We start from the raw sequence: 24,702 nt of genomic DNA on the forward strand, positions 1-24,702 counted from the left end.
CTAGATGGCCGGCTGGAGTTCCATGACGTCCTCCAGGCGGTCCAGTTGGGCTACCTCGGAGCTGAGGTTCCGCTGGGCCATCCTGCTCAGGAACCCGAGCCTGTGCAGGAAGCCCAGGCGGCCCTCCGGCCAGACTTCGAGGGCAAAGCGGACGCGGGTCCCCGAAGGTTCGGAGCTGAGGTAGTAACCGCCCAGGCGTCGGCCCAGGCCGGAGGTGACCCGGAACTGGATCTCGGCGCCTGGCCTTGCCTCCGTGATCTCCAGATCGGCCGGAATGCTCAGTCCGGAACGTCCTGCCACCATTTTCCTGTACACGGCGCCCTTGGTTCCGGCAGAACCTTTGATCAGTTTGACGCTGCGGACCCCGTCACGCCACAGCGGAAGGTTCGTGGCATCAAGCAAGTACAGGTAGACGGCCATGGCATCGCGCTGAATGAGGACCTCATGCTCTGCGAATGCCATCGGGATCTTTCCTGGTTGACGTCTACCGGCCAGCAGCTGCACCCCCCGGCTCTGCAGCTACCCGGAACAGGTTAGCCCGCGCTCCCCCGCCCCTACCTAGCCCAAACCCGGTACGTTATTGAAGAGTTATTGGATGACGCTCCGGTGACCGGACACGGCCAGCCCGCCCCTCCGCTTGGGCGGCCAGCTGCCACTTCTGCGCTAAGCTATGTTCTGCCCCTGAAACGGGGCGATGCGGCTGTAGCTCAATGGTAGAGCGCTAGCTTCCCAAGCTTGATACGCGGGTTCGATTCCCGTCAGCCGCTCCACGCGTGGAGCGGGAAAGACGCAACAACCACCGCCGGGTCATTTAGGTACGGGCGTGTAGGGTCAGAGGTCAGGAACCTCTTCGGTTCCGCTACAGGAGCATTTATGGCTGAAAAAGCGACCCGCCCCGAGAACAAACTGACTCTGGGAGTCCTGGCCTCCACCCGCAAGCCTGCCGAGCGCCGGCTCCCCATCCACCCGCTGCATTTTGAGCGCATAGCGCCAGAAATCCGCCAGCACATCATCCTTGAGCAGGGCTACGGCGAACGCTTCGGCGTCTCGGACAAGCAACTCTCAGCCCTGGTGGGCAGAATGGTGAGCCGGAAGGAATTGCTGGCGGAGGCCGACGTCGTACTCCTACCCAAGCCGCAACCGGAGGATTTGGCTGAGCTAAAGGACGGCCAAATCCTTTGGGGCTGGCCGCACTGCGTCCAGGACCGCTCCATCACTCAACTGGCAATCGATAAGAAGCTGACGCTTATCGCCTTCGAGGCCATGAACCACTGGGCCAGTGACGGCGGTTTCGGCCTGCATGTCTTTCACAAGAACAACGAGCTCGCCGGGTACTGCTCGGTACTGCACGCCCTGGCACTGACTGGTTCAACCGGGGACTACGGACGCCGACTCAGCGCTGTGGTGATCGGTTTCGGCGCCACAGCCCGAGGCGCCGTCACCGCACTCAACGCCCACGGTGTCCACGATGTCCAGGTGCTGACCAACCGCGGGGTCGCCGCCGTCGGCGCCCCCATTCATTCGGTTAATATCGTCCAGTTTGATCACGACGACGAAGCGCCCTTCCTGAGCCAGGTCATCACCGAGCGGGGCCGGGTACCGCTTGCGCCGTTCCTGGCCGAGAGCGACATCGTAGTCAACTGCACGCTGCAGGATCCGAATAATCCCCTGACTTATTTGCAGACGGATGATCTTGCTGCCTTCAAGCCGGGAAGCCTGATCGTGGACGTCTCCTGTGACGAGGGAATGGGTTTCAGCTGGGCGAGGTCCACGACGTTCGCAGATCCCATGTTCACCGTCGGTGACCACATCAATTACTACGCGGTTGACCACAGCCCGTCCTATCTCTGGAACTCCTCCACCTGGGAGATCAGCCAGGCATTGCTCCCGTTCCTGGAAACAGTCATCGATGGCCCGAACGCGTGGGCCATAAACGACACTATTACCCGGGCTATCGAGATCCGTGACGGCGTTGTCCGCAACAAGGATGTACTCGAGTTCCAAAAACGGCAAGAGGTTTACCCGCACCTGGCGGTGTAGGTCAAGTCCCGCTTCAGGTTGCCGTCGCCTTGGTAACAATGCTCACGGGGTGGCGCCGGTCCTTCAAATCCACCCTGAGCAGCAGCGAGCCTTTCCGGGCCAGGACGACGGCGACGGTCAGGGCAGCGAGCGCCGGGACTCCCCCGGCAACCAGCAAGGCCACGTGCGGGCTGGCGTGCTCCGAGAGCCAACCGAGCATCGGCCCGCCGATCGCCTGGCCGCCGATCAGCACCATGATGTACAGACTCATGACCCGGCCACGAATACGCAGGTTCGAGCTCACCTGGACCAGCTGGTTGGAACCCGTCAGGAACATCAGGCACCAGAATCCGGACAGCACCATCACCGCTCCAAACATCGGCATCGACGGCGCCAGGGCCGCAAGGCACAGCATGACTCCGTACATACCGGCGCAGAACACCACGGAGCGGAGCCTCAACTGGCGGCGCCGGGTGGACGCCACCGCTCCCGCTAACGCGCCGAGAGCCACGAGGGCATTCAGCAGCCCGTAGCCGCCGGCGCCGACGTCGAAGACGTGATCGGCGAAAGCAGCCAGCACTACCGGCAGGCTCATCGCAAACACCGCGATGAATCCGGCCATCAGCCACGGCCAGTAGATGGTGGGCTTGCTGAGGGCGTAGCGGAGTCCCTCCCGGAGCATGCCCTTGCTCTTGGGGGCAGGGGCGCTGACGAACAATTGGTCCTTCCGCAGGATCAGGAGCATGGCCACCGTTGAACAACAGGCGGCGGCGTTGCCGGCGAATGCCCACCCTGCCCCCACCGCGGTGAGCAGCCAGCCGGCGAGGGCGGGACCGATCAGGCCGCCGAGTTGGAACGTGGTGGAGTTGACACTGATCGCATTGCGCAGGTACTTCGGACCCACGAGTTCGTTCACGAACACCTGCCGGGCCGGCTGATCCAGCACGGTCACCAAACCGAGGACCAGGGCGATCAGGTAGACGTGCCAGACCTCAACCGCGCCGGTCAGCGCAAGAACCGCGAGCGCGGCGGCCAGAATCGCGGCCATGCTCTGGCAGAGGATCAGGATCTTCCGTTTGGCGAACCTGTCCGCCACCATGCCGCCCCAGGGTCCCAGCAGCAGGGAAGGCAGGAACTGCAGCGCCACGGTGATCCCCACGGCCGTCACCGATCCGGAAAGCTGCAGGACCATCCAGTCCTGGGCTATGCGCTGCATCCAGATGGCGACGACAGCTATGAAGTGCCCGATCGCGAAGATCCGGAAGTTGGGGACCTTCAGCGAGATGAAGGTGTGTTTCCACGGAAGGTGTTCCGGCACGACGGCGAGGGGCTGGGTCTGGTGGTCCGGCGGTGCGGAGGCGGCTGAGTCGATAGCGGGCTGGGTGACGGTTGCCGATGATGGAGGTGGGGGTGCCACAGGAGTGTCCTCAAATTGCGGTCGGTCCGGGATGGGGTTAACGCTAGGCTGGGTGCACGTGATTATGGAGACGTATTGTTTCTATAACTCGTATTGCAAACCGCAATACGGGGAGATCATTGCCCGTCGCCAACCCCTTGCCACCGGAGTCAACATTGTTTGAACCAGCCCAGCTGCGCTCCTTCCTGGCGGTCGCCGAAACACTGAGCTTCACCAAGGCGGCGGAGCGGTTGGGCCTGGCCCAGCCCACCATCAGCCAGCACGTCCGCAAGCTGGAAACGGCCGCGAAGCGGGTGCTTATCACCAGGGATACCCGCGACGTCAGGCTGACGGACAACGGCGATGCGATGGCCGGGTTTGCGCGGAACATCCTCTCCGCCCACGACGCCGCAGCGCGGTACTTCTCCGGCTCTGCCATGCGCGGGAGGCTACGGTTCGGCACCGCTGATGACCTCGCCATCACCGGGCTCCCACGCATCCTTCGCGAATTCCGCCAGATCTATCCGCAGATCAACCTGGAGCTCACGGTCGGGCAGAGTGACCAGCTGTACCGGAAACTCAATGCAGGCCAGCTGGACCTTGTGTTCGTGAAATGGGTGGCCGGCGCCAAGGACGGCACGGTGGTCCAGCATGACTCCTTCTCCTGGGTGGGCCAGGAACAGACCGTGCTGGAGCCAGGCGCGCCCGTCCCGCTCATTGCCTACCCCTCGCCCAGCCTGAGCCGCAAACTCGCCATCGATGCGTTGGAGTCCCACGGCAGGACCTGGCGCATCACCTGCACCACGCGGCAGATCAGCGGCGTCCTGGCCGCCGTCCGCGCGGGCATCGGGGTAGCGGTGATGCCCTCATCCCTGGTCCCCGACGACCTGAAGATCATCACGCGGCGCTTTGACCTGCCGGCAGTAGGCGACGTGGATTTCACCCTGATCCGCAACCCCTTGGCCAACTCCGAGGTGATCGACGCTCTGACGCAGTCCATCGTGGGCAGGACCATCAACCGGCCGGCCTGAGGCCACGCCCGGAGCACACCTCAGGGTCCGTCGCGCTGGTGGCCAGGAAAGACAACCCGTTCTCCATTGATGCCGGAAGCACGCGTAACCTATGCTGGTTTTCCCATGGTCAAGCAGTTGGCCAGTTCTTCAATACGAGTGCGCCCCGCCTGCCAAGTTGCGCGCTCGGGACAGGCAGCCAATGACGACAGCCAAGAACACCCATTTCAGTTCTGCACATGCCCGCCCGCATAACACTGCGCGGCCCCAAGCCACCCGCCGTTCCAACCTTGGCTCCGGGCTGGCCACGACCGACTCCGGATACGTGGGCAAGCCCACCTGCGACAAGTGCCGGACGGACGAGTTCATCTACCTGGAGTCCTTCATTCCGCCAACATACCGGCGGGACGGTTCCGTCGCTACCCTGGGCGAAGCCGCCTACACCTGCACACGTTGCGAGCAGTTTTCCGCCCACAGCGTGCCCGTGACCTGGTCACCGCCAGGTTGGTACCTGGGCTGACGGACAGCCAACCTGGCCGTAACAGAAGGCCGGGCGGTCACCATAAAGGTGACCGCCCGGCCTTCCGTTTTGTTATGCAGGGAACGAAGCTAGATCAGGGCGTCCGAGAGGTGGTTCGGGGTGCCGAACCGGTGCGCGGTGATGCTGACGGCCTGTTCATGCAGGAACGGCAGCAGTTCCACTCGGCCCGCCTCCGTGACCGGGTGAGCATAGACAGCAAGGTCAGGACGGCCGCCCGTCGCCTTCGCCAAGGCAGCGGTGTTCCCGCCGATCAGGCGGATGCGTGCGCCGGAAAGCTTGCCCGCAGAAGCGAGGTGGCCAGCGGCAGCCAGCCACTCGCCGTCGGACTCAACCTTGACGTCGATATCCAGCGCGGTGAGGACCGGGCGCAGCTGGGCGGGAAGCTCGACGGCGGTGGACACCGTCAGCTCCGATCCCGCCAGCACGCCGGCTGCTACGGTCCGGACCAGGTGCGCGAGCGGTGCACCCTCGGACAGCCGTACCGTCACCGGCAGGCTGCGGTACCGGAAGATGTTGCGCTCCGCGCTGAGGCCCGAAACGTCCTTGGCCGCGCCAAACTCCTCAGCCCAGGCCTCCGCGTCGGATGCCAGGGCGCGCTGGACGGACTCAAGTTCGGCAGGCTCCAGGGCGGCGCCGGCGGCGTTGATGATCCGGCGGACACCCGGGTGGGTGACAGCAGCCGTGGCGGTGCTCGTGGCGGCAGTCCAGTCGCCCAGGCCCACCAGGTAGTTGGGTCCGCCGGCCTTGGTGCCGGCGCCCACTGCCGACTTCTTCCAGCCGCCGAACGGCTGGCGCTGCACGATGGCTCCGGTGATGCCGCGGTTCACGTACAGGTTTCCGGCCTGGATGGTCTCCAGCCAGACGCCCAGCTCCTCCGAGTTCAGGGAGTGCAGGCCAGCGGTGAGGCCGTACTCGATCTGGTTCTGAATGGCGATGGCCTCTTCCAGCGTGTCCGCGGTCATCACGCCCAGGACCGGTCCGAAGAATTCGGTCAGGTGGAAGTAGGAACCGCGCTTGACGCCGTTGCGAACGCCGGGGCTCCAGAGTCGGCCGGTGTCATCCAGCTTCTTCGGTTCGACGGCCCAGTTTTCACCGTCGCCCAGGGTGGTGAGGGCGTTGAGGAGCTTGCCGTTCGCGGGCTCGATGATCGGGCCCATCTGGCTGGTGGGATCCTCGGGGTAGCCCACCTTCAGGGAGGTGACGGCGTCGATCAGCTGGTTGTGGAACCGCTTGGATTTAGCCACCGAGCCAACCAGGATCACCAGCGAGGCGGCGGAGCACTTCTGTCCGGCGTGGCCGAAGGCGGAGTAGGCAACGTCCTTGGCGGCGAGGTCAAGGTCGGCGCTGGGGGTGACGATGATGGCGTTTTTGCCGCTGGTCTCGGCCAGGAGCGGCAGGTCCTGGCGGAAGGACCGGAACAGCTCAGCGGTCTCATAGCCACCGGTGAGAATCACGCGGTCAACGGCCGGGTGTGCAATCAGCTGCTTGCCGAGTTCCCGCTCACCGAGCTGGACCATGGTCAGCACGTCGCGGGGCACGCCAGCTTCCCAGAGCGCCTCCACCATCACCGCACCGCTGCGGGCGGCCTGCTTGGCGGGCTTGATGACGACGGCGGAGCCGGCGGCAAGTGCTGCGAGGGTGGATCCTGCCGGGATGGCAACCGGGAAGTTCCACGGCGGAGTGACCACGGTGAGCTTAGCGGGGACGAACGTGGCGCCGTCGACCTCGTCCAGCTTACGGGCCGACTCGGCGTAGTAGTGGGCAAAGTCCACGGCTTCGCTGATCTCGGGATCACCCTGGTCGATGGTCTTGCCGGTTTCGCTGGCCATGACCTCGAGCAGGTCCGCGCGGCGGGCCTCCAGGACGTCGCCGGCGCGGTGGAGGATCTCGGCGCGCTCGTCGCCGGAGAGCTCGCCCCAGGCTTTGCCCTTTTCGACGGCGGCGGCAATCACGGTGTTGAGGGTGGCCTCGTCACTGATGGATGCTGCAGCAACGGAAGCGTTACCCAGCGTCGAGGACGGAACACGTCCCAGGATTGCGCGGCCCCAGTCCCGGTTGACAGGCAGGGACGGGTCGGTGTCCGGGGTGTTTTCGAAGCCGCTGTGGGCCATCGGGACCGGCGGCAGGCTGCGGTTCTGCTGCCGGTTGGCCGGCGGAATCGCACTGTCCAGCGCTGTCAGTGAAGCAAGGAAGCGCTGCTTCTCGCGTTCGAACAGGACTTCGTTTTCGCTCAGCTCGAAGACGGCCGACATGAAGTTGTCCTGGCTGGCGCCCTCTTCGAGGCGCCGGATCAGGTAGGCGATGGCGACGTCGAACTCGGCCGGGTGCACCACCGGGGTATAGAGCAGCAGCGAGCCCACGTCCTTCTTGACGGCTTCGGCCTGGCCCTGGGCCATGCCCAGCAGCATCTCGAACTCGATGCTCTGCTGTGCGGTATCCGCGATGCCGCGCTGCTTGGCCAGGAGCCAGGCGAAGGCGATGTCGAACAGGTTGTGGCCGGCCACGCCGATCCGGATGTTCTTGATGCGCTCCGGGTGCAGGGAGTAGTTGATGACGCTCTTGTAGCTGGTGTCGGATTCCTGCTTGGTGCCCCAGGTGGCCAGCGGCCAGTCGTGGAGTGAGGATTCCACCTGTTCCATAGGCAGGTTGGCGCCCTTGACCACGCGGACCTTGATGGCGGCGCCGCCGTTGGCGCGGCGCTCGGCGGCCCAGTCCTGCAGGCGGATCATGGCTGAAAGGGCGTCCGGGAGGTACGCCTGGAGCACGATGCCGGCCTCCAGGTCCTTGAACTCGGGCTTGTCCAGGATCCTGGTGAAGACCGCGATGGTCATGTCCAGGTCCTTGTACTCCTCCATGTCCAGGTTGATGAACTTGGCCTTGCCGCCGCCGGCGGCGAAGGAGTTGGCGCGCTGGAACAGCGGGGTGAGCTTTTCGACGACATGTTCCACGGCTTCGTCGAAGGCCCAGGCGGAGTGCGGGGCCACGGTGGAGGACACCTTGATGGAAACGTAGTCCACGTCAGGGCGGGCCAGCAGGGTGTGCGTGCCTTCGAGCCGGCGGGACGCCTCGTGCTCACCCAGGACAGCCTCGCCGAGGAGGTTGACGTTGAGCTTGATGCCCTCCTTGCGGATCCTGGCGATCGCCGGGCCCAGCTTGGCGTCGGTGGCGTCCACAATCAGGTGGCCCACCATTTCGCGCAGGACCTTGCGGGCGATGGGGATAACAACCTGGGGCATGACCGGAGCCATGGTTCCGCCAAGCTGGACCGCGCGACGCATGTACCAGGGCAGGAACGCAGGGACCTTAGGGGCCAGTGCAGCGAGGTTGCGGGCGGCGACGTTCAGGTCTTCGGGGCGGACCACGCCGTCGACGAAGCCGACGGTGAATTCGAGACCGTTAGGGTCCTTCAGCACACCGGCGAGCTGCTGTGCTGACGCATCCACGGGAACCTTGGACGCTTCAGTCAGCCAGTGGCGGACCAGCGCGACGGCTTCGTTCGCCAATGCCTTCGCCTGCGGCACATCGACGTCGACGGTCTGCGCTGTTCCCTTCGCAACTCCGGGCTCCATTGCAATGTGGGTCATGACTTTTTCTCGTTCTTTCCTGTGGTTCGGAGAGGTCTTACCCCCAGTATGAACTGTCGCTCACATAAGATAAAGCGATCTTTTCTAAGCAATACAGGTTAGAAAAGATGAAGTTTTCATGACGTCCTCGGCACCGTCAAACGCGTGCTCACTAATGGCGGTTCGGAGGCCAGCCCGCGCTCTCTTTTAGTGCTCAAAACACAAACGCCCGCTCACCCAACAGCCCTTAAAAGGAGCAGCCCTCCCGCACAGATGTGCAGGAGGGCTGGTTGGCCAAGCGCCGGAGTGAGCGGGCGTTCCCGGAAAAGCCGCCACAAGTGAGCGGGCGTTCCCGGAAAAGCCGCAAAAAGTATGCGCGCGTCGAAAGGAGGGGTCAGCGGAGGGGCCGGTGCATCTCCACAATCTCCTCGTGCCGCGGGCTGTTCGGGTTCATCAGCGAGTTCTTCTTGCCATAGAAGAAGTAGATGGCCAGGCCGATGATGAGCCAGACGCCGAAGCGCGCCCAGGTTTCCCAGTGCAGCTGGAACATCAGGAATGCCGAGGCCAGCACACCGAAGGCCGGAATGACCGGCATCAGCGGCAGGCGAAAGGTGCGCGGGGCATCCGGGCGCTTGTACCGGAAGATGATCACCGACAGGCAGACGACGACGAACGCTGCCAGGATGCCGATGTTGGTCAGGTCCGCCACTTCCTTAATGGGGAACACGCCGGCCAGGAAGGCGGAAGCGACGCCGGCGATCCACGTGACGCGTTGCGGCGTGCCGTGGTGGTCCGTCTTGGCGAACCAGCCGGGCAGCAGCCCGTCGCGGCTCATGGCAAACCACACGCGGGTGACGCCCAGGAGGAAGGTCAGCATCACGGTGAGGATGGACAGCACCGCAAAGACCGAAATAATGGTGGCGATAACCGGCAGGCCCACACCGGTGAAGGCGGACGCGAAGCCCGCAGTCGGGTCGATGTCGCGGTAGTTCTGCATGCCGGTCAGCACCAAGGTAGCTGCGACGTACAGCAGCATCGCCACAATCAGGGACAGGATGATGGCCTTGGGCATGTGCTTCTTGCCGTCCGTTGCCTCTTCCGCCGCAGTGCTCATGGCGTCGTAGCCAAAGACTGCGAAGAAGACGGTGGCGGCACCGGCCAGGACAGGCCCGAAGCCGCTGGGCATGAACGGGTTGTAGTTGTTGGTGTCGATGTAGAAGACGCCGAGCCCGATGATAAAGAGGATCAGGATGACCTTGATGGCCACGGCCACCAGCTCAAACCGGCCGAACGCCTTGGTCCCGCGGGAAAGGATCCAGGTCACCAGGAGGCAGACCAGGATGGCGGGGATGTTGACAATGCCGCCCTTGCCCTCGTCCGCAGTGGAAGTCATCCAGACCGGCAAGTTGACGCCGATGCCGGAGAGGAACGCTTCAAGGTAGCCGGAGATGCCGATGGCCACCACTGCCACGATGGCGATGTATTCCAGCAGGAGGTCCCAGCCGATGAACCAGCCGATGATTTCGCCCAGCGCCACATATCCGTAGGTGTAGGCAGAACCCGCACGGGGAATCATGCCCGCGAACTCCGCGTAGGACAGCGCCGCGGCCGCCGAAGCAAGGCCTGCCACCAGGAAGGAAATCAGCACGGCGGGCCCCACCCCGGGCGTGCTTTCACTGCCTGCTGCCACCAGCCCCGCAAGGGAAAAGATGCCGACGCCGATAATGCCGCCTACGCCGATTGCCGTAAGCTGCCACAGCCCGAGTGACTTGAAGAGGCCACTGTGTTTGTTTTCTTCCTCAATGTCGTCGATGGGCTTGCGCCTCAGGACCGACTGGCTCATATCTCTAGTGCTCATCAGGAACTCCTGCTTGGGTGCGACCCCGCCGCGGCACGCCCGCAGGCGCAGTGACGGGGGTAACTCGATCCCAACAGTATGCAAGCATGCTTGCATTAGATAAAGTGACTACTTCTAACCTATATTCGTTAGTTTCAGTTAGGAATTCCCTATGCTCGACGTCCGCCGTCTCCGGCTGCTCCGTGAATTAAGCATCCGGGGGACGCTCGCGGAGGTGGCGGACGCACTTCAGTACAGCCCGTCGTCGGTATCGCAGCAGCTTGCCCTGCTTGAGAAGGAAGTGGGCGTGGAGCTGCTCCGGAAGACCGGGCGCCGGGTGCAGCTCACGCCCCAGGCAGAAGTGCTGGTAGCGCACACGGCGAGCCTGCTGGAAACCATGGAACAAGCGGAAGCGGACCTGGCGGCTTCCCTGACCACCGTCACGGGGACCGTCCGGATCGCGGTTTTCCAGTCAGCGGCCCTTGCGCTGATGCCGGACACGCTGACCAGGATGGCCAAGGCCTACCCGGAGGTCCGCATCGAGATGATCCAGCGCGAGCCTGAAACAGCGCTGCATGAGACGTGGGCACGCGACTTCGACCTGGTGATCGCCGAGCAGTATCCGGGGCACGCGGCGCCGCGTTATCCGGAGCTGGACCGGATCAAGCTGACCACGGACGCCATCCGGCTGGCAGTCCCGGCGGAGTCCGACGGCGGACCCGCGGTCCGCTCGCTCGAAGACACCGCGGAACTTGCCTGGGTCATGGAACCGCGGGGTGCCGCCTCCCGCCATTGGGCGGAGCAGGCGTGCCGCAGCGCGGGGTTCGAGCCGGACGTCCGGTACGAAACGGCTGACCTGCAGGCGCAGATCCGCCTGATCGAGTCCGGCAATGCTGTGGCGCTGATGCCGGACCTGGTGTGGACCGGCCGCGGCACCACCGCCCGGCTGCTGGAACTTGCGGGCAAACCGCACCGCACCATCTTCACCTCCGTGCGCCGTTCCAGCGCCAAACGGCCCGCCATCCTCGCCGCCCGGGAAACGCTCGCTGCCGCCGCAGAAGCCGTGGCGGGGAACGACGCCGGGTGACCAGCCGCCGTCGTACGCTTCCGTTCCCTGAGCGAGGCACTTCCTGGTGTTCCCTGCGTCACTGCGCGGGCGGGCCCCCGGCGCTAGACTGATGCCGTTATGAATCGAACAATGTTCAAGTCCAAAATCCACCGGGCCACCGTCACGCATGCTGACCTGCACTACGTCGGTTCCGTCACCGTGGACCTGGACCTGCTCGATGCTGCCGACATCCTTCCCGGCGAGCTTGTGTCCATCGTGGACATCACCAACGGCGCCCGGCTGGAAACGTACACCATTGCCGGTGAGCGCGGTTCCGGTGTCATCGGCATCAACGGTGCAGCCGCTCATCTGATGCACGAAAACGATCTTGTCATCCTGATTACCTACGCCCAGATGACCACGGAAGAGGCCAAGGCCTACGAGCCCAAGGTGGTCCACGTGGACGAAAACAACCGGGTGATCCAGCTGGGCAACGATCCAGCCGAGGGCCTCACTCCGGGGATGATGCGCCCCCCGTTTGCCCTTAACAACGCTGCTCTCTAACCCGGAGCGTGCGTCCCGGAACCTGCCTCCGCCGCGCCCTGTGGTTTAATCCGCAGCGGCTTATCCCTTGTTAGGGGTACTGGCAGGCTTCTTTGTGGTCTGGTGCATCATCCTGGTGGGCTGGTTCGTGGGCCGGCAAAAAATCCTGGGCGATAACGCACGCCAGGTCCTCAGCTCCCTCACCTTCTTTGTGGCCAGCCCGGCGCTCCTTTTTGAAACGCTGAGCAAGGCGCGCCTCGCCGAAGTCTTCGCAGCTCCGCTGCTGGTGGCTGCCGTCTCGGCCATCGCCACCGCCGCCATATTTTTCGCGATCGCCAGGTTCGGGTTGAAACGCCCGCTTTCCGAGTCCCTGATGTCCTCGATGGCTGCCTCACTGGTCAACTCGGCCAACCTGGGTATTCCCATCGCGGTTTACGTCCTGGGCGATGCGAGCTACGTGGCGCCGCTGCTGATCTTTCAGTTGGCCTTCTTCACGCCGCTGTTCCTGATGATCCTGGATTCAAGCACCAGCTCGCACCGCACCACGCCCCTCAGCTTTGTGGTGATGATCCTGAAGAACCCCATGATCGTGGGCTCCGCACTGGGGTTGCTGGTAGCCGGCACCGGCTGGCAGGTTCCGCCGCTGGTCATGGAGCCTATCCACCTGATCGGCGGCGCGGCAATCCCGGCGATGCTGATCGCTTTTGGCATGAGCCTGAACGGCAGCCGCCCGCTGCAGGCCTCCGCGGCCCGCCGGGTGGACACCCTGCTGGCCAGTGCCTTCAAACTGGCAGTCCAGCCGGCGCTGGCGTATCTCTTCGCACGGTTCGCGCTGGGGCTGGACGGCCATGTCCTGTTCGCCGTTGTGGTCACCGCGGCGCTGCCGACGGCGCAGAATGTTTTTGTGGCCGCCAGCCGTTACAAAACGGGCCTTACCGTCGCCAAGGACACCGTGCTGATTACTACCGTGGTGGCGGTTCCGGCGATGATTGGCGTGGCGCTGCTGCTGACGTGATGGGAGATTGATGGGAACAATGCTGGACACAGTGGTGATCGGTGGCGGAGCCATGGGTTCGGCCGCAGCCTGGGCGCTGTCCAGCCGCGGCCGCCAGGTGACGCTGGTGGAGCAGTTCGGGCCGGGACACAAGATCGGGGCCTCGCACGGCAGCACCCGCAACCTCAACCCCGGCTACCATCGGCCGGAATACGTGGCCATGCTGGCCGAAGGCCTGAGCCTGTGGGAGGACCTGGAGCAGGAGAGCGGCGAACGGCTGCTGGCCCGGACGGGAATCGTCAACCACGGCCCGGACCCCCGGCTGCCGGAAGTTGCCGCGGCATTGAACCAGGCGGGCATCCCGGCTGAGCTCCTGTCCCCGGCGGAGGCTGGCGAGCGCTGGCGCGGCATCCGCTTCGACCAGCAGGTGCTGCATATGCCCGACGGCGGCCAGCTCAACCCGGAGGCTGCCTTGCCCGCCTTGCAGCGGCTCGCCACAGCCCGGGGCGCCGAGATCCGACACCACACCAAAGTGGTTGAGCTCCAGGTGATGGCCGACGACGTCCGGCTCACTTTGGAGTCGGCCGCGGGCATCGAGGTGGTCACTGCGGGGCAGGTGGTTGTTACCGCAGGTGGCTGGACCGAAAAGCTGCTGGCCGGCGCCGGCGGAAGCACGGGCTTGCGGATTCCTAAGCTGCGGGTCACCCAGGAACAGCCGGCGCACTTCCGCGTGGTGGACCAGGGCGCCGCGTGGCCGGGGTTCAACCACATGCCAGGCACAGGCGTGCAGTACAAGGACTGGTACTCCCCCGTGTACGGAATGCAGACTCCGGGTGAAGGCATCAAGGCCGGCTGGCACGGCGTGGGACCGGTGGTGGACCCGGACCGGCGCTCCTTCCAGCCGGAGCCCGCCCAGCTTGCCGCCCTGCAGGACTATGCGCGGACGTGGCTGCCCGGCGTCGACGCTGACTCGTTCGAGGCCATCAGCTGCACCTACACCACCACCCCGGATGAGGACTTCATCCTGGACCGGATCGGGCCCGTGGTGATCGGCGCCGGGTTCTCCGGGCACGGGTTCAAGTTCACTCCCGTTGTCGGGCGGATCCTCGCGGACCTCGCTACCGGCAACCGGCCAGCCCCGGAAATTTTCCGCGCATCCCGCTAGCCCACGCCACGCTCAGCGCCGGGGGCTGCCTTCGGCATCGCTGGGGACAGGTTCGGCGTCGGCCTGGCCTGACTCCCCCGCCTTCACCGCGGGCATTGCCAGCACTGCCGCCACGGTGAGGATGCCTGCTGCCAGCGCCGCCAGAAAGACGGCACCTGAAGCGGCGACGACGGCGGGCGCGTCACCCTCCCCCGCCGTGTTCGCGTAGATTGCGTTGGCCACGGCACCAAACACGGCCACACCAAGTGCGCTGCCGATGGACCGCGCGAACATGTTGGTGCTGGTCACAACGCCGCGTTCATTCCACTCCACGCTGGACTGGGCAGCGATCAGCGTTGGCGTTGCAACCAAGCCCAGGCCGAGTCCCACCACGAAGCAGCTGGCAGCGACCAGCACTACATTGGGAGTGGCCGCAGTGAGTGCCAGGGCCAGGAGGCCAACCACGGTGATGGAGATACCGATGAGCGCTGTGGGTTTGAACCCGATCCGCAGGTAGAGGCGCCCGGCCTGCGAGGCGCTGATCGGCCACCCGAGGGTGAGCGCTGCGAGAGCCAGGCCGGCAATCAGGGGCGACGTGGACAGCGCCCCTTCCAGGAACGTGGGCACGTAGGAGGTCAGCCCGATCATTACCGCCCCTACTCCGAAGGACACCAGCGCAGTGGTGCCAAGAAGCCGCCGCGATACAACCCAGGACGGCAGGACAGGCTCCGCCGCGCCCCGCTCCACCACCAGGAACAGCGCCAGCAGCAAGCCGCCGACGGCAAAGATGCCAATGCTGACAGGGGAATTCCACTCCCACCCCTGGCCGCCCTCGAGGGCGCCAAGGATCAGCAGGCCAAGTGAAACCGCCAGCAGTGCCGCGCCGGTGTAGTCCACTTTGTGCTTGGCGCGGTCAACGTTCTCGTGCAGGGTCCGGAGCAGCATCCACCCGGCCAGCAGGCAGAGCGGAACGTTGACCAGGAAGATGCCGCGCCAGATCCCCAGCGAGGAGAAGATGCCGCCGAGGCTGGGCCCCACCACGGAGGAAATTGCCCACACACTGGCCAGGTAGCCCTGGACCTTGGCACGCTCCTCAACCGAATAGATGTCGCCGGCGATGGTGATGGACACCGGCAGCACGGCACCCGCGCCGAGTCCCTGGAGCGCCCGGAAAGCGATAAGGGCGGGCATGCTCCAGGCAATGCCGCAGAGGATTGACCCGAGCAGGAACAGCCCGATGCCAACCAGGATGATCGGCTTGCGGCCAACCATGTCCGAAAGCTTGCCGTAAATGGGAACGGAGACTGCCTGGGCCAGCAGGTAGGCGGAGAAGAGCCAGGGGAATGACTCAAACCCGCCAACATCGCGGACGATTGACGGAACGGCGGTGGCCACGATGGTGGAATCGATGGCCACCAGTCCGGTGGACAGCATCAGTGCAATGAGGATGGGACCGCGTTTGGAGCGGAACCCCACGCCCTCGCTGGTGGGGGCCATCAAACCCGGGCCAGTCCGGCGGCTTCAGCGAGGAGCTCCACGGAACGCAGCCGCGCCTCGGTGCCGGTGCTTTGGTGGGCGACGATGAGTTCGTCGGCATCGGCGTGCGCGCCGAAGCCTTCCAGGTAATCCATCACGACGTCGGGCGTTCCCACCGCAGAGTAGGTCATCATCTGCGCGACGTGCTGGCCCTGCGGGGAGTCGAGGATCATGTCTGCTTCGTCATCGGTGAATTCACGGCCGCTGCCGAAGAAAAGGGAGACCCTGGCGCGCTTGGTGGCCTGCATCATCGCCTGCGCTTTGGAGGCCGAATCCGCGGCGATCACGTTCACGCCGGCGATGACGTGCGGCGCATCCAGCTGTGCGGAGGGCTTGAATTCGCGGCGGTAGATGGCCACGGCATCCTGGAGCGCGTTGGGGGCGAAGTGGGAGGCGAAGGCGTACGGCAGGCCAAGCTGGGCGGCCAGGCGGGCGCCGAACAGGGAAGATCCCAGGATGTAGAGCGGGACATTGGTGCCTTTGCCCGGGGTGGCTTCAACCCCCTGGATCCGGGTGGGGCCGGTGAGGTAGCCCTGAAGTTCCAGGACGTCCTGTGGGAAGCTGTCGGCGGACATGGGGTCGCGCCGGAGGGCGCGCATGGTGTTCTGGTCGCTGCCGGGGGCGCGGCCGAGGCCGAGGTCGATCCGGCCGGGGTGCAGGGTCTCCAGGGTGCCGAACTGCTCCGCGATGGTCAGCGGCGAGTGGTTGGGGAGCATAACTCCGCCGGCGCCGAGCCGGATGCTCTCCGTCTGGGCGGCGACGTGGGCGATCAGGACGCTGGTGGCGGAGGAGGCGATGGAGGACATGTTGTGGTGTTCGGCGTACCAGACCCGCCGGTACCCAAGCTTCTCGGCGCTCTGCGCCATGGCCACGCTGCCCGCGAAACTCTCTGCCGCCGTCTGGCCCTTGCCGATGGTTGCCAGGTCAAGAATGGAGAGGGGAAGAGCCACGGTGGGAGCCGACCTTTCAGAACGTTACGTAGAGTTCGCCGGCCGGGTCGCGGCGGGCACTCATTGCATAACCACCGCGGTGCCCGTCTTATTTCTGTGACTTCCGGAATACTCAGCACCCTTATGAGGTTGCCGCCCCTAAGTACCCACCGGCACAGACAGGATCAGCACCGTGGCAAACATACTGATGGTTGTTTCAGCAGCAGACTCGCTCACCATGAAGGACGGCAGCGAGCACCCCACCGGCTATTGGGCCGAGGAGCTGGTGGTTTCACACCAGCTTTTGATCGGCGCCGGACATACCGTCCACCTTGCAACCCCGGGTGGGGCCCGGCCCACGGTTGACCAAGTGAGCCTGGCTCCCGAATCCGCAGGCGGCGAGGAGCGGCCGAAAGGCTTCCGGGATTACCTGGCGTCCATCGACGCCGAGCTCGCGCACCCGCTGGTGCTGGCCGACGCCGACATCTCCCCGTACGACGCCGTCGTCCTGCCCGGCGGACATGGCCCGATGGCAGACCTGTACAAGGACGCGGACCTGGGCCGGTTGCTGGTGGCCGCGGACCGTGAGGGCAAGATTGTAGCGCCCTTCTGCCACGGCCCCGCAGGCCTGCTGAGCGCTACGGACGACGACGGCGCTTTCGTTTTCGCCGGACGCCGCCTCACGGTGTTCAGCAACGAGGAGGAGCTGGGCGGGGGCACGGGCGAGAACACGCCGTGGCTGGTGGAGGATGCGCTGAGGGAGAAGGGCGCAGTCATCGACAACGCGGCGGCCTGGACGTCCAACGTCGTCAGCGACGGCAACCTCATCACCGGGCAGAACCCGCAGTCCAGCGAGGACGTTGCCAAGGAAGTGATCAAGGCGCTCGGGTAGTTACTGCAGCCCCGATTGTGACCATCGCGGTCGCCGGGTTAACCGCCGTTACTCCCTGTATCCCCGGGTTGCGAAGGCCTTTGATTCCCTTGCTCGCGCTGCCGGATAGTTGCTGCAACGAGCACATTCCGTTGCATCCGATACCGCCACCAAGGAGGAAAAATGGCCCTCATCAAGGCACAACCGGCCGCCGTCGCAGCCTTCACCATCACCTCGCTGTTGGGACTCGCTGCCTGCGCAGATCCCGGGGCGACGGCGGCGACAGCACCGTCGTCGTCCGCTGCCACGGCGGAAGGCAAGACCTTCGACCTGTCCCCGGAGCAGGACCGTTTCAAGGTGGAAATTGATTCCGCCGCTGCCGCGCTGGTCCCCGAAGCCATCAAGGCCGATGGCAAGCTGACTGTAGTATCCACCGGCGGCACCGCCCCGCTCAGCCTGTTCGCAACTGACAACAAGACAGTGATCGGCAGCGAAGTGGACATCGCCTACGCTGTGGGCGGGACCTTGGGACTGGAGGTCGAAGTCCTGCCGGTGGCGTGGGCCGACTGGCCGCTGGGCGTCGAATCGGGCAAGTACGAGGCCGTGCTATCCAACGTCACGGTCACCGAGGCGCGCAAGGAAAAGTTCGATTTCGCCACCTACCGGAACGACCTTCTGGGCTTCTATGCCAAAAGCGACTCAGGCATCGGCGAGATCAAGGAAGCCAAGGATGTTGCCGGCAAACGCATCATCGTCGGCTCCGGCACCAATCAGGAGGCCATCCTGGTGCGCTGGGACGAGGAGAACAAAAAGAACGGCTTGAAGCCGGTTGAGTTCCAGTATTACGACGACGACTCCGCCTCCACGCTGGCGCTTCAGTCGGGCCGTGCAGACCTGACCTTCGGGCCCAACGCCGGATCCGCCTATAAGGCAGCCCAGGACGGCAAGAGCAAGCAGGTGGGGACCCTCAACGGCGGGTGGCCACTCACGGCAGAGATCGCGTTCACCACCAAGAAGGACAACGGACTGGCCGTTGCCGCCCAGGCTGCCCTGAACGAGCTGATCGGGAACGGCACCTACGCCAGGATCCTGGACCGCTGGGGCCTGTCTTCCGAGGCTATCCAGAAGTCCGAACTGAACCCGGCAGGCCTGCCCAAGAAGTAGCGCACCTGCCGACGAATGAATCCCTGCCTTGCTTCGGCAAGGCGGGGATTCATCACGCTTTTGCCAACAGAACCGCCACGTCCGTGCGCATATCCTAAGACGGAGCCGCACCCCGACTTTCAAGGATCCCCATGCCCGACTCCACACGTCCCTTGAGGAAGCTCGGATTCCTCACTATCGGCCTGTTCGATCCGGCGGATCCTGCCTCGGGCCACGAGTCCACTTTGCAGATCATCGAACAGGGCGAGCGGCTTGGATTCGACAGTGCCTGGCTGCGCCACCGCCATCTGCAGTTTGGAATTTCCTCCCCCGTCGCGGTGATGGCCGCTGCCAGCCAGCGCACCTCCCGGATTGAGCTTGGAACCGCTGTGACCCCGCTGGGCTGGGAAAATCCATTGCGTCTGGCCGAGGATCTGGCAACCTTGGATCTCCTCGCCGGGGGACGAATCAATCCGGGGCTGAGCGTGGGGGAACCGATGCACTACGGCACCGTAAAGCACGAACTGTACCCGGACTCCGCAGAGTTGGAGGACTTCAGCTATGCCCGTGTGGATCGGCTTGCTCGTTTGATCGCAGGGGAAGCGGTGCGGGACTTTTCCGGCAGGCAAGGTGTGGTCGAGGAATTTTCAAACCGCGTCGAGCCGCACTCTCCCGGGCTCCGGGATCGCCTTTGGTATGGGGCAGGCAGCAGGAAGTCGGCGGCCTGGGCCGGGGCAAACGGGTTCAATCTGCTCTCCAGCAGTGTGGTCTTCCCCGAAACTGATGAGGACCCGGATTTCGCGCAAATTCAGAAATCGCAGATTCGTGCCTTCCGTGAGGCCGCAGCAACGTCAGCACAGGCGCATGGACCGGCCCGTGTGTCACAGGGCCTCGTGGTGATCCCGACCGATTCGGCGTCGCAGGGGCAGCGGGAGAAGTACCAGCGGTACGTTGATGAACGCACTCCCCGCACACGGGCGCCCCAGGGGCCAAAGGGCATGCTGTTCGCCCCGGATCTCATCGGCACCAGCGATGAGATCGCCGGGCAACTATACGCACACGCAGGTTTCCAGGAGGTGGACGAGGTGGCGTTCGCACTGCCCTTCAGCTTTGACCATGAGGATTACATCCAGATCCTTACCGACATCGCCGGCAGACTGGGTCCCGCCCTGGGATGGACTCCGGCTGAGGCCGGGCGAGACCCACAGTAAGAGGCAATGCCGGGCAGCCCCGGCCTGGAAAGTGCGCCCATCCGGATTTGGCCATAGTGTGGCCAGATGGGGACCCTGCGCCTGCACCTGTGGGCCCTCGCGCAGGCCGATGAAGGCTATGCCGAGATCAATGCCGCAGCCTTCAACCGGTATCTTGACGGGCTCGCGGCACTCGTGTCCAACGCCAACCCCAAACTCCCATGGCAGGAATGCAGGGACCGGGCGGCCGACATTGTTGTGGTACAGAACGGCATGTGGCTGACCTCGCTGCTTGGTGTGGACGAGGCATCCATCCAGAGAAGCATTGCCCGCACGGGGCGGGCGCCAAAGCACCCTAAAGCCTCTGGTCCCACAAGGTCAGCTGGAGCCTCACAGACCCGAAAGGGCCGACGTCGGAAGGCTCGACGGCGGCACTCGCTCCGCCGCCGCCGAACACCCCACCCAAGCGGCAGCGCACTGTCCCCAGCAGGCGTTGCCACCACCCGCCGAGGCGGTCCGCGCTCATGACGCGCGGACCGCCTCAGCTGATTCATCGGCAGAGCGCACCGGGACCTCCAGCCCGAGGTTCTCCCGGAGGGTACTGCCCCGGTACTCCGTGGAGTAGACGCCGCGTTCCTGCAGTTCCGGGACCAGGTGGTTCACGATGTCATCCAGGCCGGAGGGAACCAGCCACGGCGAGATGTTGAAGCCGTCCACCGCCCCGACCTTGGCGTATTCAGCCAGCTGGTCTGCCACTGCGGAGTAGGACCCGGTGAAGGTGGCGTCCACGCGGGCAGTGCGGGAGGTGACGAACTGGCGGATGGAGAGGGCTTTGTCCTTGGCCTCGGCCCGCCACTGGTCCGCCAGCTGCCGGGCCTTCGCGCCGTGGAAGCCGCTGCCCCGGGTCTCGGAAGTCTCCTCCACCACGGGATCTATCTCCGGGAGGGGCCCGTCCGGGTCGTACCCGGACAGCTCGCGGCCCCAGAACTGCTCCAGGTACGCCACGGCCTGCTGCGGACCGATCTGCAGGCTGCGCACCCACTCCTTCTTTGCGGCAGCTTCCTTCACGGTGGGTGCCAGGATGAATTCGCTTGCAGGCATGATCTGCACGGCGTTGGCACCGCGGCCGGCAGCCAGTGAGCGTGCCACGAGATCCTTGCGGAATTCCACGGCGGCTTCGAACTTCGGGTGGGCCGAGAAGATGACATCCGCCTGGCGGGCGGCGAAATCGCGGCCTTCCGGGGAGTCTCCCGCCTGGAACAGCACGGGCCGGTACTGGGCGCTCCGGGGCAGGCGCGGCGTCACGTCCACGGTGTAGTGCTGGCCTTCGTAGCGGACCCGGCGTGCGGGTCCCTCCGCGGTTTCCCAGGAATCCCAGATGTGCTTGGCCGTCTCAACAAATGCTTCGGCGTGCTTGTACCTGTCGGCGTGGTCCAGGTATCCCCCGCGCCGGAAGTTGGCGCCGGTCCACGCGTTGTCCGTGGTCACGATGTTCCAGGCGGCACGGCCACCGGAGATGAGGTCCAGGGAGGCGAGCCGGTGCGCCAAGTCCGCGGGATCGTTGTAGGTGGTGTTCTGGGTGGCCACGAGGCCGATGTTTTTGGTGACAGATGCCAGGGCGGCCAGCATGGTCTGGGCGTCCGGCCTTCCCACTACGTCCAGCGCGTGCGGGCGTCCCAGGTGCTCGCGCAGGCGCAGGCCTTCCCCCAGGAAGAAGGCCGCAAACAGCCCGCGCTCAGCGGTCTGCGCGATCCGGCGGAACGATTCGAAGTCGGTTTGCGAGCCGGATTCGGCCGCCTTCCAGATGGTGCCGGAGTTGACGCCCTGGAAAAAGACCCCGAACTGGATCTTGCCGCTCGGCGTGAACGTGTGGGATTTAGCACTGCTGTGCTGCGTCATGGTCTTCCCCTTAGTTTCCGGCGGCTGCGGCTGCGGCCGCGGCTGAGTCTGCGTAGCGGCTGGCCGGGCGAGTCAGTCCCAGCAGGTCGCGGAAGGTACCGTCCTGCACCGGCGGCCGGAGGGCGCCCCGGCGCCGAAGCTCAGGAAGGACCAGCCGGCTAAGCTCGTCCAGCTCCAAGGCGAGCGACGCCGGGTGGAGACGGACGCCGTCGGCCTCCGCCAGCAGCGATTCGAGGAGGTCCGTGAGGCCGGCTGCAGTGCCGGCGTACTGGGCGCGGCCACGTTCCGAAGTGGCCACGCGCTCGGCGGCAGCCTGCCCGCGGGAGTCCAGGACGACGTCGAGCTCGGCGATGACTGCCACGGACGCTCCCAGCCGGGCCCGGACGTCGCTGATTTCGGCAGCGAGCAGTTCGGGCGTCGGCGCGGTGACGAGGACGGCGTCAACGGCGTCCGCTGGAACCTGCCCCTCGCCTAACAGCGCCGCGGGCGCGAGCACCGGCAGCTGGCCCTGGAGGGGCCTGGGGATGATGGACGGGCCCTTGACCGAGTAGCCGGGCCCGGCAAAATCGGCCGGAGTTTCAAAGTCTGCGTAGTGGAGTTTGTCCACGTCGATGTACCGGCCGGTGGCGACGTCCCGGATCACGGCGTCGTCCTCCCAGGAGTCCCAGAGCCGGCGTGACACCTCAATAGACGCGGCGGCTTCCTGAGCAAGGGCAGTGCCGCTGACGGAAGAACGCCCGACGGCGGCTGCTGCCTCGGGTGATTCCGCTGCGGTTGCGATCCACCCGGCCCGTCCGCCGGAGACGTAGTCCAGGCTCGCGAGCTGCGTGGCGACATGAAACGGCTCGGTGTAAACGGTATCCACCTCGGGAACCAGGGCGATGGTCCGCGTGACCGGCCCGGCGTAGGCGGCACGCTGCAGTGCATTGGCACGGCCCGCAACCGGCGCATCGGTAAAGGTGGCCGCATGGAACCCTGCGGATTCAGCGGCGAGGACGGCTTCGGTAAGGCTGGCGAAGTCGCCGCCATCCCAGCCTGCTCCGTCAAGCTCGATGGCCAGGAATCCGGCTTGTCCCGCTTCGGTGCGGTCTTCGGTTGTACTCACTGCTGGTCCTGACGTTCGTAGGGGATCTTCTCGCCGGCTTCGATGGCCACCGGCAGCCGGTTTTCCGCAGGCGGCAGCGGGCACGTGGCCAAGTCGGTGTAAGCGCAGGGCAAGTTCACGGCCCGGTTGAAGTCGAGCTCCACGGACCCGTCCGCGGCAGGGACCACCGACAGCGAGCGGTTGGCCGCATAGGTTGTCTTGCCGGAGGTCTGGTCGGTGAACAGCACCGACAGCGAACCGGGCGCGTGGCCGTTAAACGCTGTCAGCGCCAATTCCCGGCCGGCCAGCTTGAAGCGGATCTCGCCGGGCGCCTCGTAGACATGCTGAATGCCTTCGACGGCGGCACCCACCGTCGTGGGGCGGGGCGCCTCGAACGGCACGTAAGTCCCGCGGACGGCATAGGCCGCATCCGGTGAGTAATCCGGCGTGCCCTGGTATTCGCGCAGCAATCGGTTCTCCGGGTGGCGCGGCCGCACGATGTACTCGCCGCCGCGCTTGGCCACCTCAATGACGGTCTCCCCGGAGGTGAGGTTCAGGCCGCCGCGCTCGGCGATGGGGCCGATAACCGTTTCGCTTGCCGGGAGGGGCTGCTGCTCCAGTTCCAGGACCTCGCCGGGCTCGAGGACCACGGTGACGGCGTCATTGGCGGCGCTCCACGTTCCGGGCACACCGTCCAGGGCGACGGGCTCCGAACCCAGCCAGTGCAGGTGCGTGACGGCCAGGAAGCCGTGCGCGTGGGCGCGGTGGCGTTCGTGGGCGGTGTGCCACTCCTGCCAGGCAGCGGTGAAGGCCTCCGGGCGGGCAGTTTCAGTGTGCGTAGGCATAGTGGCTCCTGCTGGGGTGGGTGGATGCGTGCGGGATGAGGTCCGGGACCTGGAACTTCATGAGGTTTTGGACGTTCGCGTGGGGGTAGCCCGGGAGGCCGCGAAGTTTTCTTCGTTGATGGTGTTGGACTCAGGCAGCGCTTCTTCGGACAGGCCCCAGCGCTCCAGGACCTCGGCATACGATCCGTCCTTGATTGCCGAGTTCAGGGCTTCCGTGATCACCGGTGCCAGGCCGTTGCCCCTAAGGGTGGTGGCGGCTACGAGGGTTTCGGACGGCCAGCCGGCATTAACCTTGCCCACTACCTTCAGGTCGTCACGGGTGTTTTCGCGGTAGACGGTGGACGGGTAGGGCGCGATGTTGAGGTCGGTGCGTCCGGAGGACAGCGCCAGGATGGTGTCGGCGTCCGAGGAGTAGTACTGCAGGGTGGCAGGCGCCTTGCCCTTGTCCTCGAGCTCCTTGTTCCACGCCAGCAGGATCTTTTCCTGGTTGGTTCCGGACCCCACGGAAACCTTCAATCCGGAGATGTCGTCCGCGCCCTTGATGTCATAAGTGGCAGATTTTTTGGCTTCGAAGCCCATAAACGCCGCACGGTAGCTTGCGAAGTCGAACAGCTTCACCCTGTCCTTATTGACGCCCACGTTGGAGAAAACAGCCTCGAAGTCGCCCGACTGGGTTTTCAGCGGCCAGTTTTCCCACGACGTCACCTGGACATCCAGCTCCAGGCCCAGCTCGTCCGCCACCAGCTGGGCAATATCCAGCTCGGATCCAATCGGTGTCTTGTCATCCGTGGCGTGGAAGGACAAAGGAATGGACCCGGCAGTGGTGGCGATGGTCAGCTTGCCGTCCTTGCCGATCAGTTCGGGAACCTTGGCGGCGAGTGCCGCATCCTTCTCTGCACGGAGGCGCTGCTGGTCCGGGGCGGTGTTGTAGGCCACGCCGTTGCGTGCCGCCGTCGTCCCGGCTCCGCCGCTGGCGGGACCGCCGGCTGTTGCGCCGGGATCAGCGCAGCCGGCGAGCGCCGCAGTTCCGAGAAGGACGACGGCGGGCAGCGCCGCCAGGGTGCCCGCGCGGCCGGAGCGGGGAGAGAGGCCAGTGAAAAGTGCCATGGG

Annotated in this window: 20 protein-coding genes, 1 tRNA gene and 1 pseudogene; 12 read left to right on the plus strand and 10 right to left on the minus strand. The window is 65.2% G+C overall.

Annotated features, from left to right (window positions below; translation table 11 throughout):
• Positions 1-462 (minus strand): SRPBCC family protein, encoded by a 462-nt coding sequence (locus AC50X7_RS08295; RefSeq protein ID WP_494978565.1) that lies wholly within the window; start codon positions 460-462, stop codon positions 1-3.
• A gap of 234 nt (positions 463-696) precedes the next feature.
• Between AC50X7_RS08295 and AC50X7_RS08300 the strand changes: the two genes are divergently transcribed.
• Positions 697-770, plus strand: a tRNA-Gly gene (locus AC50X7_RS08300).
• A gap of 103 nt (positions 771-873) precedes the next feature.
• Positions 874-2,040 carry a N(5)-(carboxyethyl)ornithine synthase gene (locus AC50X7_RS08305; protein WP_494978566.1) on the plus strand — a complete coding sequence of 389 codons (1,167 nt, stop codon included), beginning with the start codon at positions 874-876 and terminating at the stop codon, positions 2,038-2,040.
• A gap of 13 nt (positions 2,041-2,053) precedes the next feature.
• Here the strand turns inward: AC50X7_RS08305 and AC50X7_RS08310 are convergent, their stop codons facing one another.
• Positions 2,054-3,436, minus strand: a complete 1,383-nt coding sequence (locus AC50X7_RS08310) for an MFS transporter (protein ID WP_494978567.1) — start codon at positions 3,434-3,436, stop codon at positions 2,054-2,056.
• A gap of 155 nt (positions 3,437-3,591) precedes the next feature.
• On the opposite strand from AC50X7_RS08310, the gene AC50X7_RS08315 reads away from it, so the two are divergent.
• Together AC50X7_RS08315 and AC50X7_RS08320 are read left to right on the plus strand one after the other, a co-directional pair.
• The gene (locus tag AC50X7_RS08315) at positions 3,592-4,446 is read left to right on the plus strand and encodes a LysR family transcriptional regulator (protein WP_307093520.1); all 855 of its coding nucleotides are present in this window, start codon (positions 3,592-3,594) and stop codon (positions 4,444-4,446) included.
• Positions 4,447-4,627: 181 nt separating this feature from the next.
• Complete coding sequence (locus AC50X7_RS08320; RefSeq protein ID WP_494978568.1) at positions 4,628-4,945, plus strand: hypothetical protein; 318 nt, start codon at positions 4,628-4,630, stop codon at positions 4,943-4,945.
• Between the two features lie 89 nt (positions 4,946-5,034).
• Here the strand turns inward: AC50X7_RS08320 and AC50X7_RS08325 are convergent, their stop codons facing one another.
• Positions 5,035-8,550 (minus strand): proline dehydrogenase family protein, encoded by a 3,516-nt coding sequence (locus AC50X7_RS08325; protein WP_494978569.1) that lies wholly within the window; start codon positions 8,548-8,550, stop codon positions 5,035-5,037.
• Positions 8,551-8,923: 373 nt separating this feature from the next.
• The gene (locus AC50X7_RS08330) at positions 8,924-10,387 is read right to left on the minus strand and encodes an amino acid permease (RefSeq protein WP_494978570.1); all 1,464 of its coding nucleotides are present in this window, start codon (positions 10,385-10,387) and stop codon (positions 8,924-8,926) included.
• Positions 10,388-10,538: 151 nt separating this feature from the next.
• Here AC50X7_RS08330 and AC50X7_RS08335 point away from each other — a divergent pair, with 151 nt between their 5' ends.
• The 4 genes from AC50X7_RS08335 to AC50X7_RS08350 all read left to right on the plus strand — a co-directional run bounded on the left by AC50X7_RS08335 (position 10,539) and on the right by AC50X7_RS08350 (position 14,116).
• Positions 10,539-11,453 (plus strand): LysR substrate-binding domain-containing protein, encoded by a 915-nt coding sequence (locus tag AC50X7_RS08335; protein WP_494978571.1) that lies wholly within the window; start codon positions 10,539-10,541, stop codon positions 11,451-11,453.
• Positions 11,454-11,552: 99 nt separating this feature from the next.
• The gene (gene panD / locus AC50X7_RS08340; protein WP_307093515.1) at positions 11,553-11,978 is read left to right on the plus strand and encodes an aspartate 1-decarboxylase; all 426 of its coding nucleotides are present in this window, start codon (positions 11,553-11,555) and stop codon (positions 11,976-11,978) included.
• A gap of 67 nt (positions 11,979-12,045) precedes the next feature.
• Positions 12,046-12,972 carry an AEC family transporter gene (locus AC50X7_RS08345; protein WP_494978572.1) on the plus strand — a complete coding sequence of 309 codons (927 nt, stop codon included), beginning with the start codon at positions 12,046-12,048 and terminating at the stop codon, positions 12,970-12,972.
• Positions 12,973-12,982: 10 nt separating this feature from the next.
• Positions 12,983-14,116, plus strand: a complete 1,134-nt coding sequence (locus AC50X7_RS08350) for an FAD-dependent oxidoreductase (protein ID WP_494978573.1) — start codon at positions 12,983-12,985, stop codon at positions 14,114-14,116.
• Between the two features lie 12 nt (positions 14,117-14,128).
• Here AC50X7_RS08350 and AC50X7_RS08355 read toward each other — a convergent pair whose 3' ends face one another.
• Entirely contained in the window at positions 14,129-15,592 is a 1,464-nt protein-coding gene (locus tag AC50X7_RS08355; RefSeq protein ID WP_494978574.1) for an MFS transporter, read from the minus strand.
• A complete protein-coding gene (locus tag AC50X7_RS08360) occupies positions 15,592-16,581 on the minus strand; it encodes an LLM class flavin-dependent oxidoreductase (protein WP_494978575.1) in 990 nt (329 codons plus the stop codon). Before AC50X7_RS08360 ends, AC50X7_RS08355 begins: the two co-directional genes overlap by 1 nt.
• Before the next feature lie 172 nt (positions 16,582-16,753).
• Between AC50X7_RS08360 and AC50X7_RS08365 the strand changes: the two genes are divergently transcribed.
• The 4 genes and pseudogenes from AC50X7_RS08365 to AC50X7_RS08380 form a co-directional block, all read left to right on the plus strand.
• On the plus strand, positions 16,754-17,452 hold the full coding sequence (locus AC50X7_RS08365) for a type 1 glutamine amidotransferase domain-containing protein (protein WP_494978576.1): 699 nt from the start codon (positions 16,754-16,756) through the stop codon (positions 17,450-17,452).
• A 162-nt stretch (positions 17,453-17,614) separates the two neighbouring features.
• Entirely contained in the window at positions 17,615-18,595 is a 981-nt protein-coding gene (locus AC50X7_RS08370) for an ABC transporter substrate-binding protein (protein ID WP_494978577.1), read from the plus strand.
• Positions 18,596-18,726: 131 nt separating this feature from the next.
• Complete coding sequence (locus AC50X7_RS08375; protein ID WP_494978578.1) at positions 18,727-19,785, plus strand: LLM class flavin-dependent oxidoreductase; 1,059 nt, start codon at positions 18,727-18,729, stop codon at positions 19,783-19,785.
• 72 nt (positions 19,786-19,857) lie between these two features.
• Positions 19,858-20,100, plus strand: a pseudogene (locus tag AC50X7_RS08380) (TetR/AcrR family transcriptional regulator); the annotation flags it as partial.
• A 186-nt stretch (positions 20,101-20,286) separates the two neighbouring features.
• On the opposite strand, the gene AC50X7_RS08385 reads toward AC50X7_RS08380, so the two are convergent.
• From AC50X7_RS08385 to AC50X7_RS08400, 4 genes are read right to left on the minus strand one after another with little or no spacing between them, the layout of a single operon-like run.
• Positions 20,287-21,663, minus strand: coding sequence for an NtaA/DmoA family FMN-dependent monooxygenase (locus AC50X7_RS08385; RefSeq protein WP_494978579.1), 1,377 nt, complete (start codon positions 21,661-21,663; stop codon positions 20,287-20,289).
• Between the two features lie 10 nt (positions 21,664-21,673).
• Positions 21,674-22,768: an LLM class flavin-dependent oxidoreductase gene (locus AC50X7_RS08390; protein ID WP_494978580.1), complete on the minus strand. Its 1,095-nt coding sequence runs from the start codon at positions 22,766-22,768 to the stop codon at positions 21,674-21,676.
• Complete coding sequence (locus AC50X7_RS08395) at positions 22,765-23,592, minus strand: DUF1684 domain-containing protein (RefSeq protein ID WP_494978581.1); 828 nt, start codon at positions 23,590-23,592, stop codon at positions 22,765-22,767. Before AC50X7_RS08395 ends, AC50X7_RS08390 begins: the two co-directional genes overlap by 4 nt.
• A 57-nt stretch (positions 23,593-23,649) precedes the next feature.
• The gene (locus tag AC50X7_RS08400; protein ID WP_494978582.1) at positions 23,650-24,699 is read right to left on the minus strand and encodes a transporter substrate-binding domain-containing protein; all 1,050 of its coding nucleotides are present in this window, start codon (positions 24,697-24,699) and stop codon (positions 23,650-23,652) included.
• Positions 24,700-24,702 lie beyond the last annotated feature (3 nt).

The organism is Pseudarthrobacter sp. Hb11 (genome assembly GCF_059383655.1).

What these genes read in the sequence shown, in the direction of transcription:
- AC50X7_RS08295 (WP_494978565.1), bottom strand. Translation starts at nt 462, where the DNA reads ATGGCATTCGCAGAGCATGAGGTCCTCATTCAGCGCGATGCCATGGCC.
- AC50X7_RS08305 (WP_494978566.1), top strand. Translation starts at nt 874, where the DNA reads ATGGCTGAAAAAGCGACCCGCCCCGAGAACAAACTGACTCTGGGAGTC.
- AC50X7_RS08320 (WP_494978568.1), top strand. Translation starts at nt 4,628, where the DNA reads ATGACGACAGCCAAGAACACCCATTTCAGTTCTGCACATGCCCGCCCG.
- AC50X7_RS08325 (WP_494978569.1), bottom strand. Translation starts at nt 8,550, where the DNA reads ATGACCCACATTGCAATGGAGCCCGGAGTTGCGAAGGGAACAGCGCAG.
- AC50X7_RS08330 (WP_494978570.1), bottom strand. Translation starts at nt 10,387, where the DNA reads ATGAGCACTAGAGATATGAGCCAGTCGGTCCTGAGGCGCAAGCCCATC.
- AC50X7_RS08335 (WP_494978571.1), top strand. Translation starts at nt 10,539, where the DNA reads ATGCTCGACGTCCGCCGTCTCCGGCTGCTCCGTGAATTAAGCATCCGG.
- panD (WP_307093515.1), top strand. Translation starts at nt 11,553, where the DNA reads ATGAATCGAACAATGTTCAAGTCCAAAATCCACCGGGCCACCGTCACG.
- AC50X7_RS08350 (WP_494978573.1), top strand. Translation starts at nt 12,983, where the DNA reads ATGGGAACAATGCTGGACACAGTGGTGATCGGTGGCGGAGCCATGGGT.
- AC50X7_RS08355 (WP_494978574.1), bottom strand. Translation starts at nt 15,592, where the DNA reads ATGGCCCCCACCAGCGAGGGCGTGGGGTTCCGCTCCAAACGCGGTCCC.
- AC50X7_RS08370 (WP_494978577.1), top strand. Translation starts at nt 17,615, where the DNA reads ATGGCCCTCATCAAGGCACAACCGGCCGCCGTCGCAGCCTTCACCATC.
- AC50X7_RS08375 (WP_494978578.1), top strand. Translation starts at nt 18,727, where the DNA reads ATGCCCGACTCCACACGTCCCTTGAGGAAGCTCGGATTCCTCACTATC.
- AC50X7_RS08385 (WP_494978579.1), bottom strand. Translation starts at nt 21,663, where the DNA reads ATGACGCAGCACAGCAGTGCTAAATCCCACACGTTCACGCCGAGCGGC.
- AC50X7_RS08395 (WP_494978581.1), bottom strand. Translation starts at nt 23,592, where the DNA reads ATGCCTACGCACACTGAAACTGCCCGCCCGGAGGCCTTCACCGCTGCC.
- AC50X7_RS08400 (WP_494978582.1), bottom strand. Translation starts at nt 24,699, where the DNA reads ATGGCACTTTTCACTGGCCTCTCTCCCCGCTCCGGCCGCGCGGGCACC.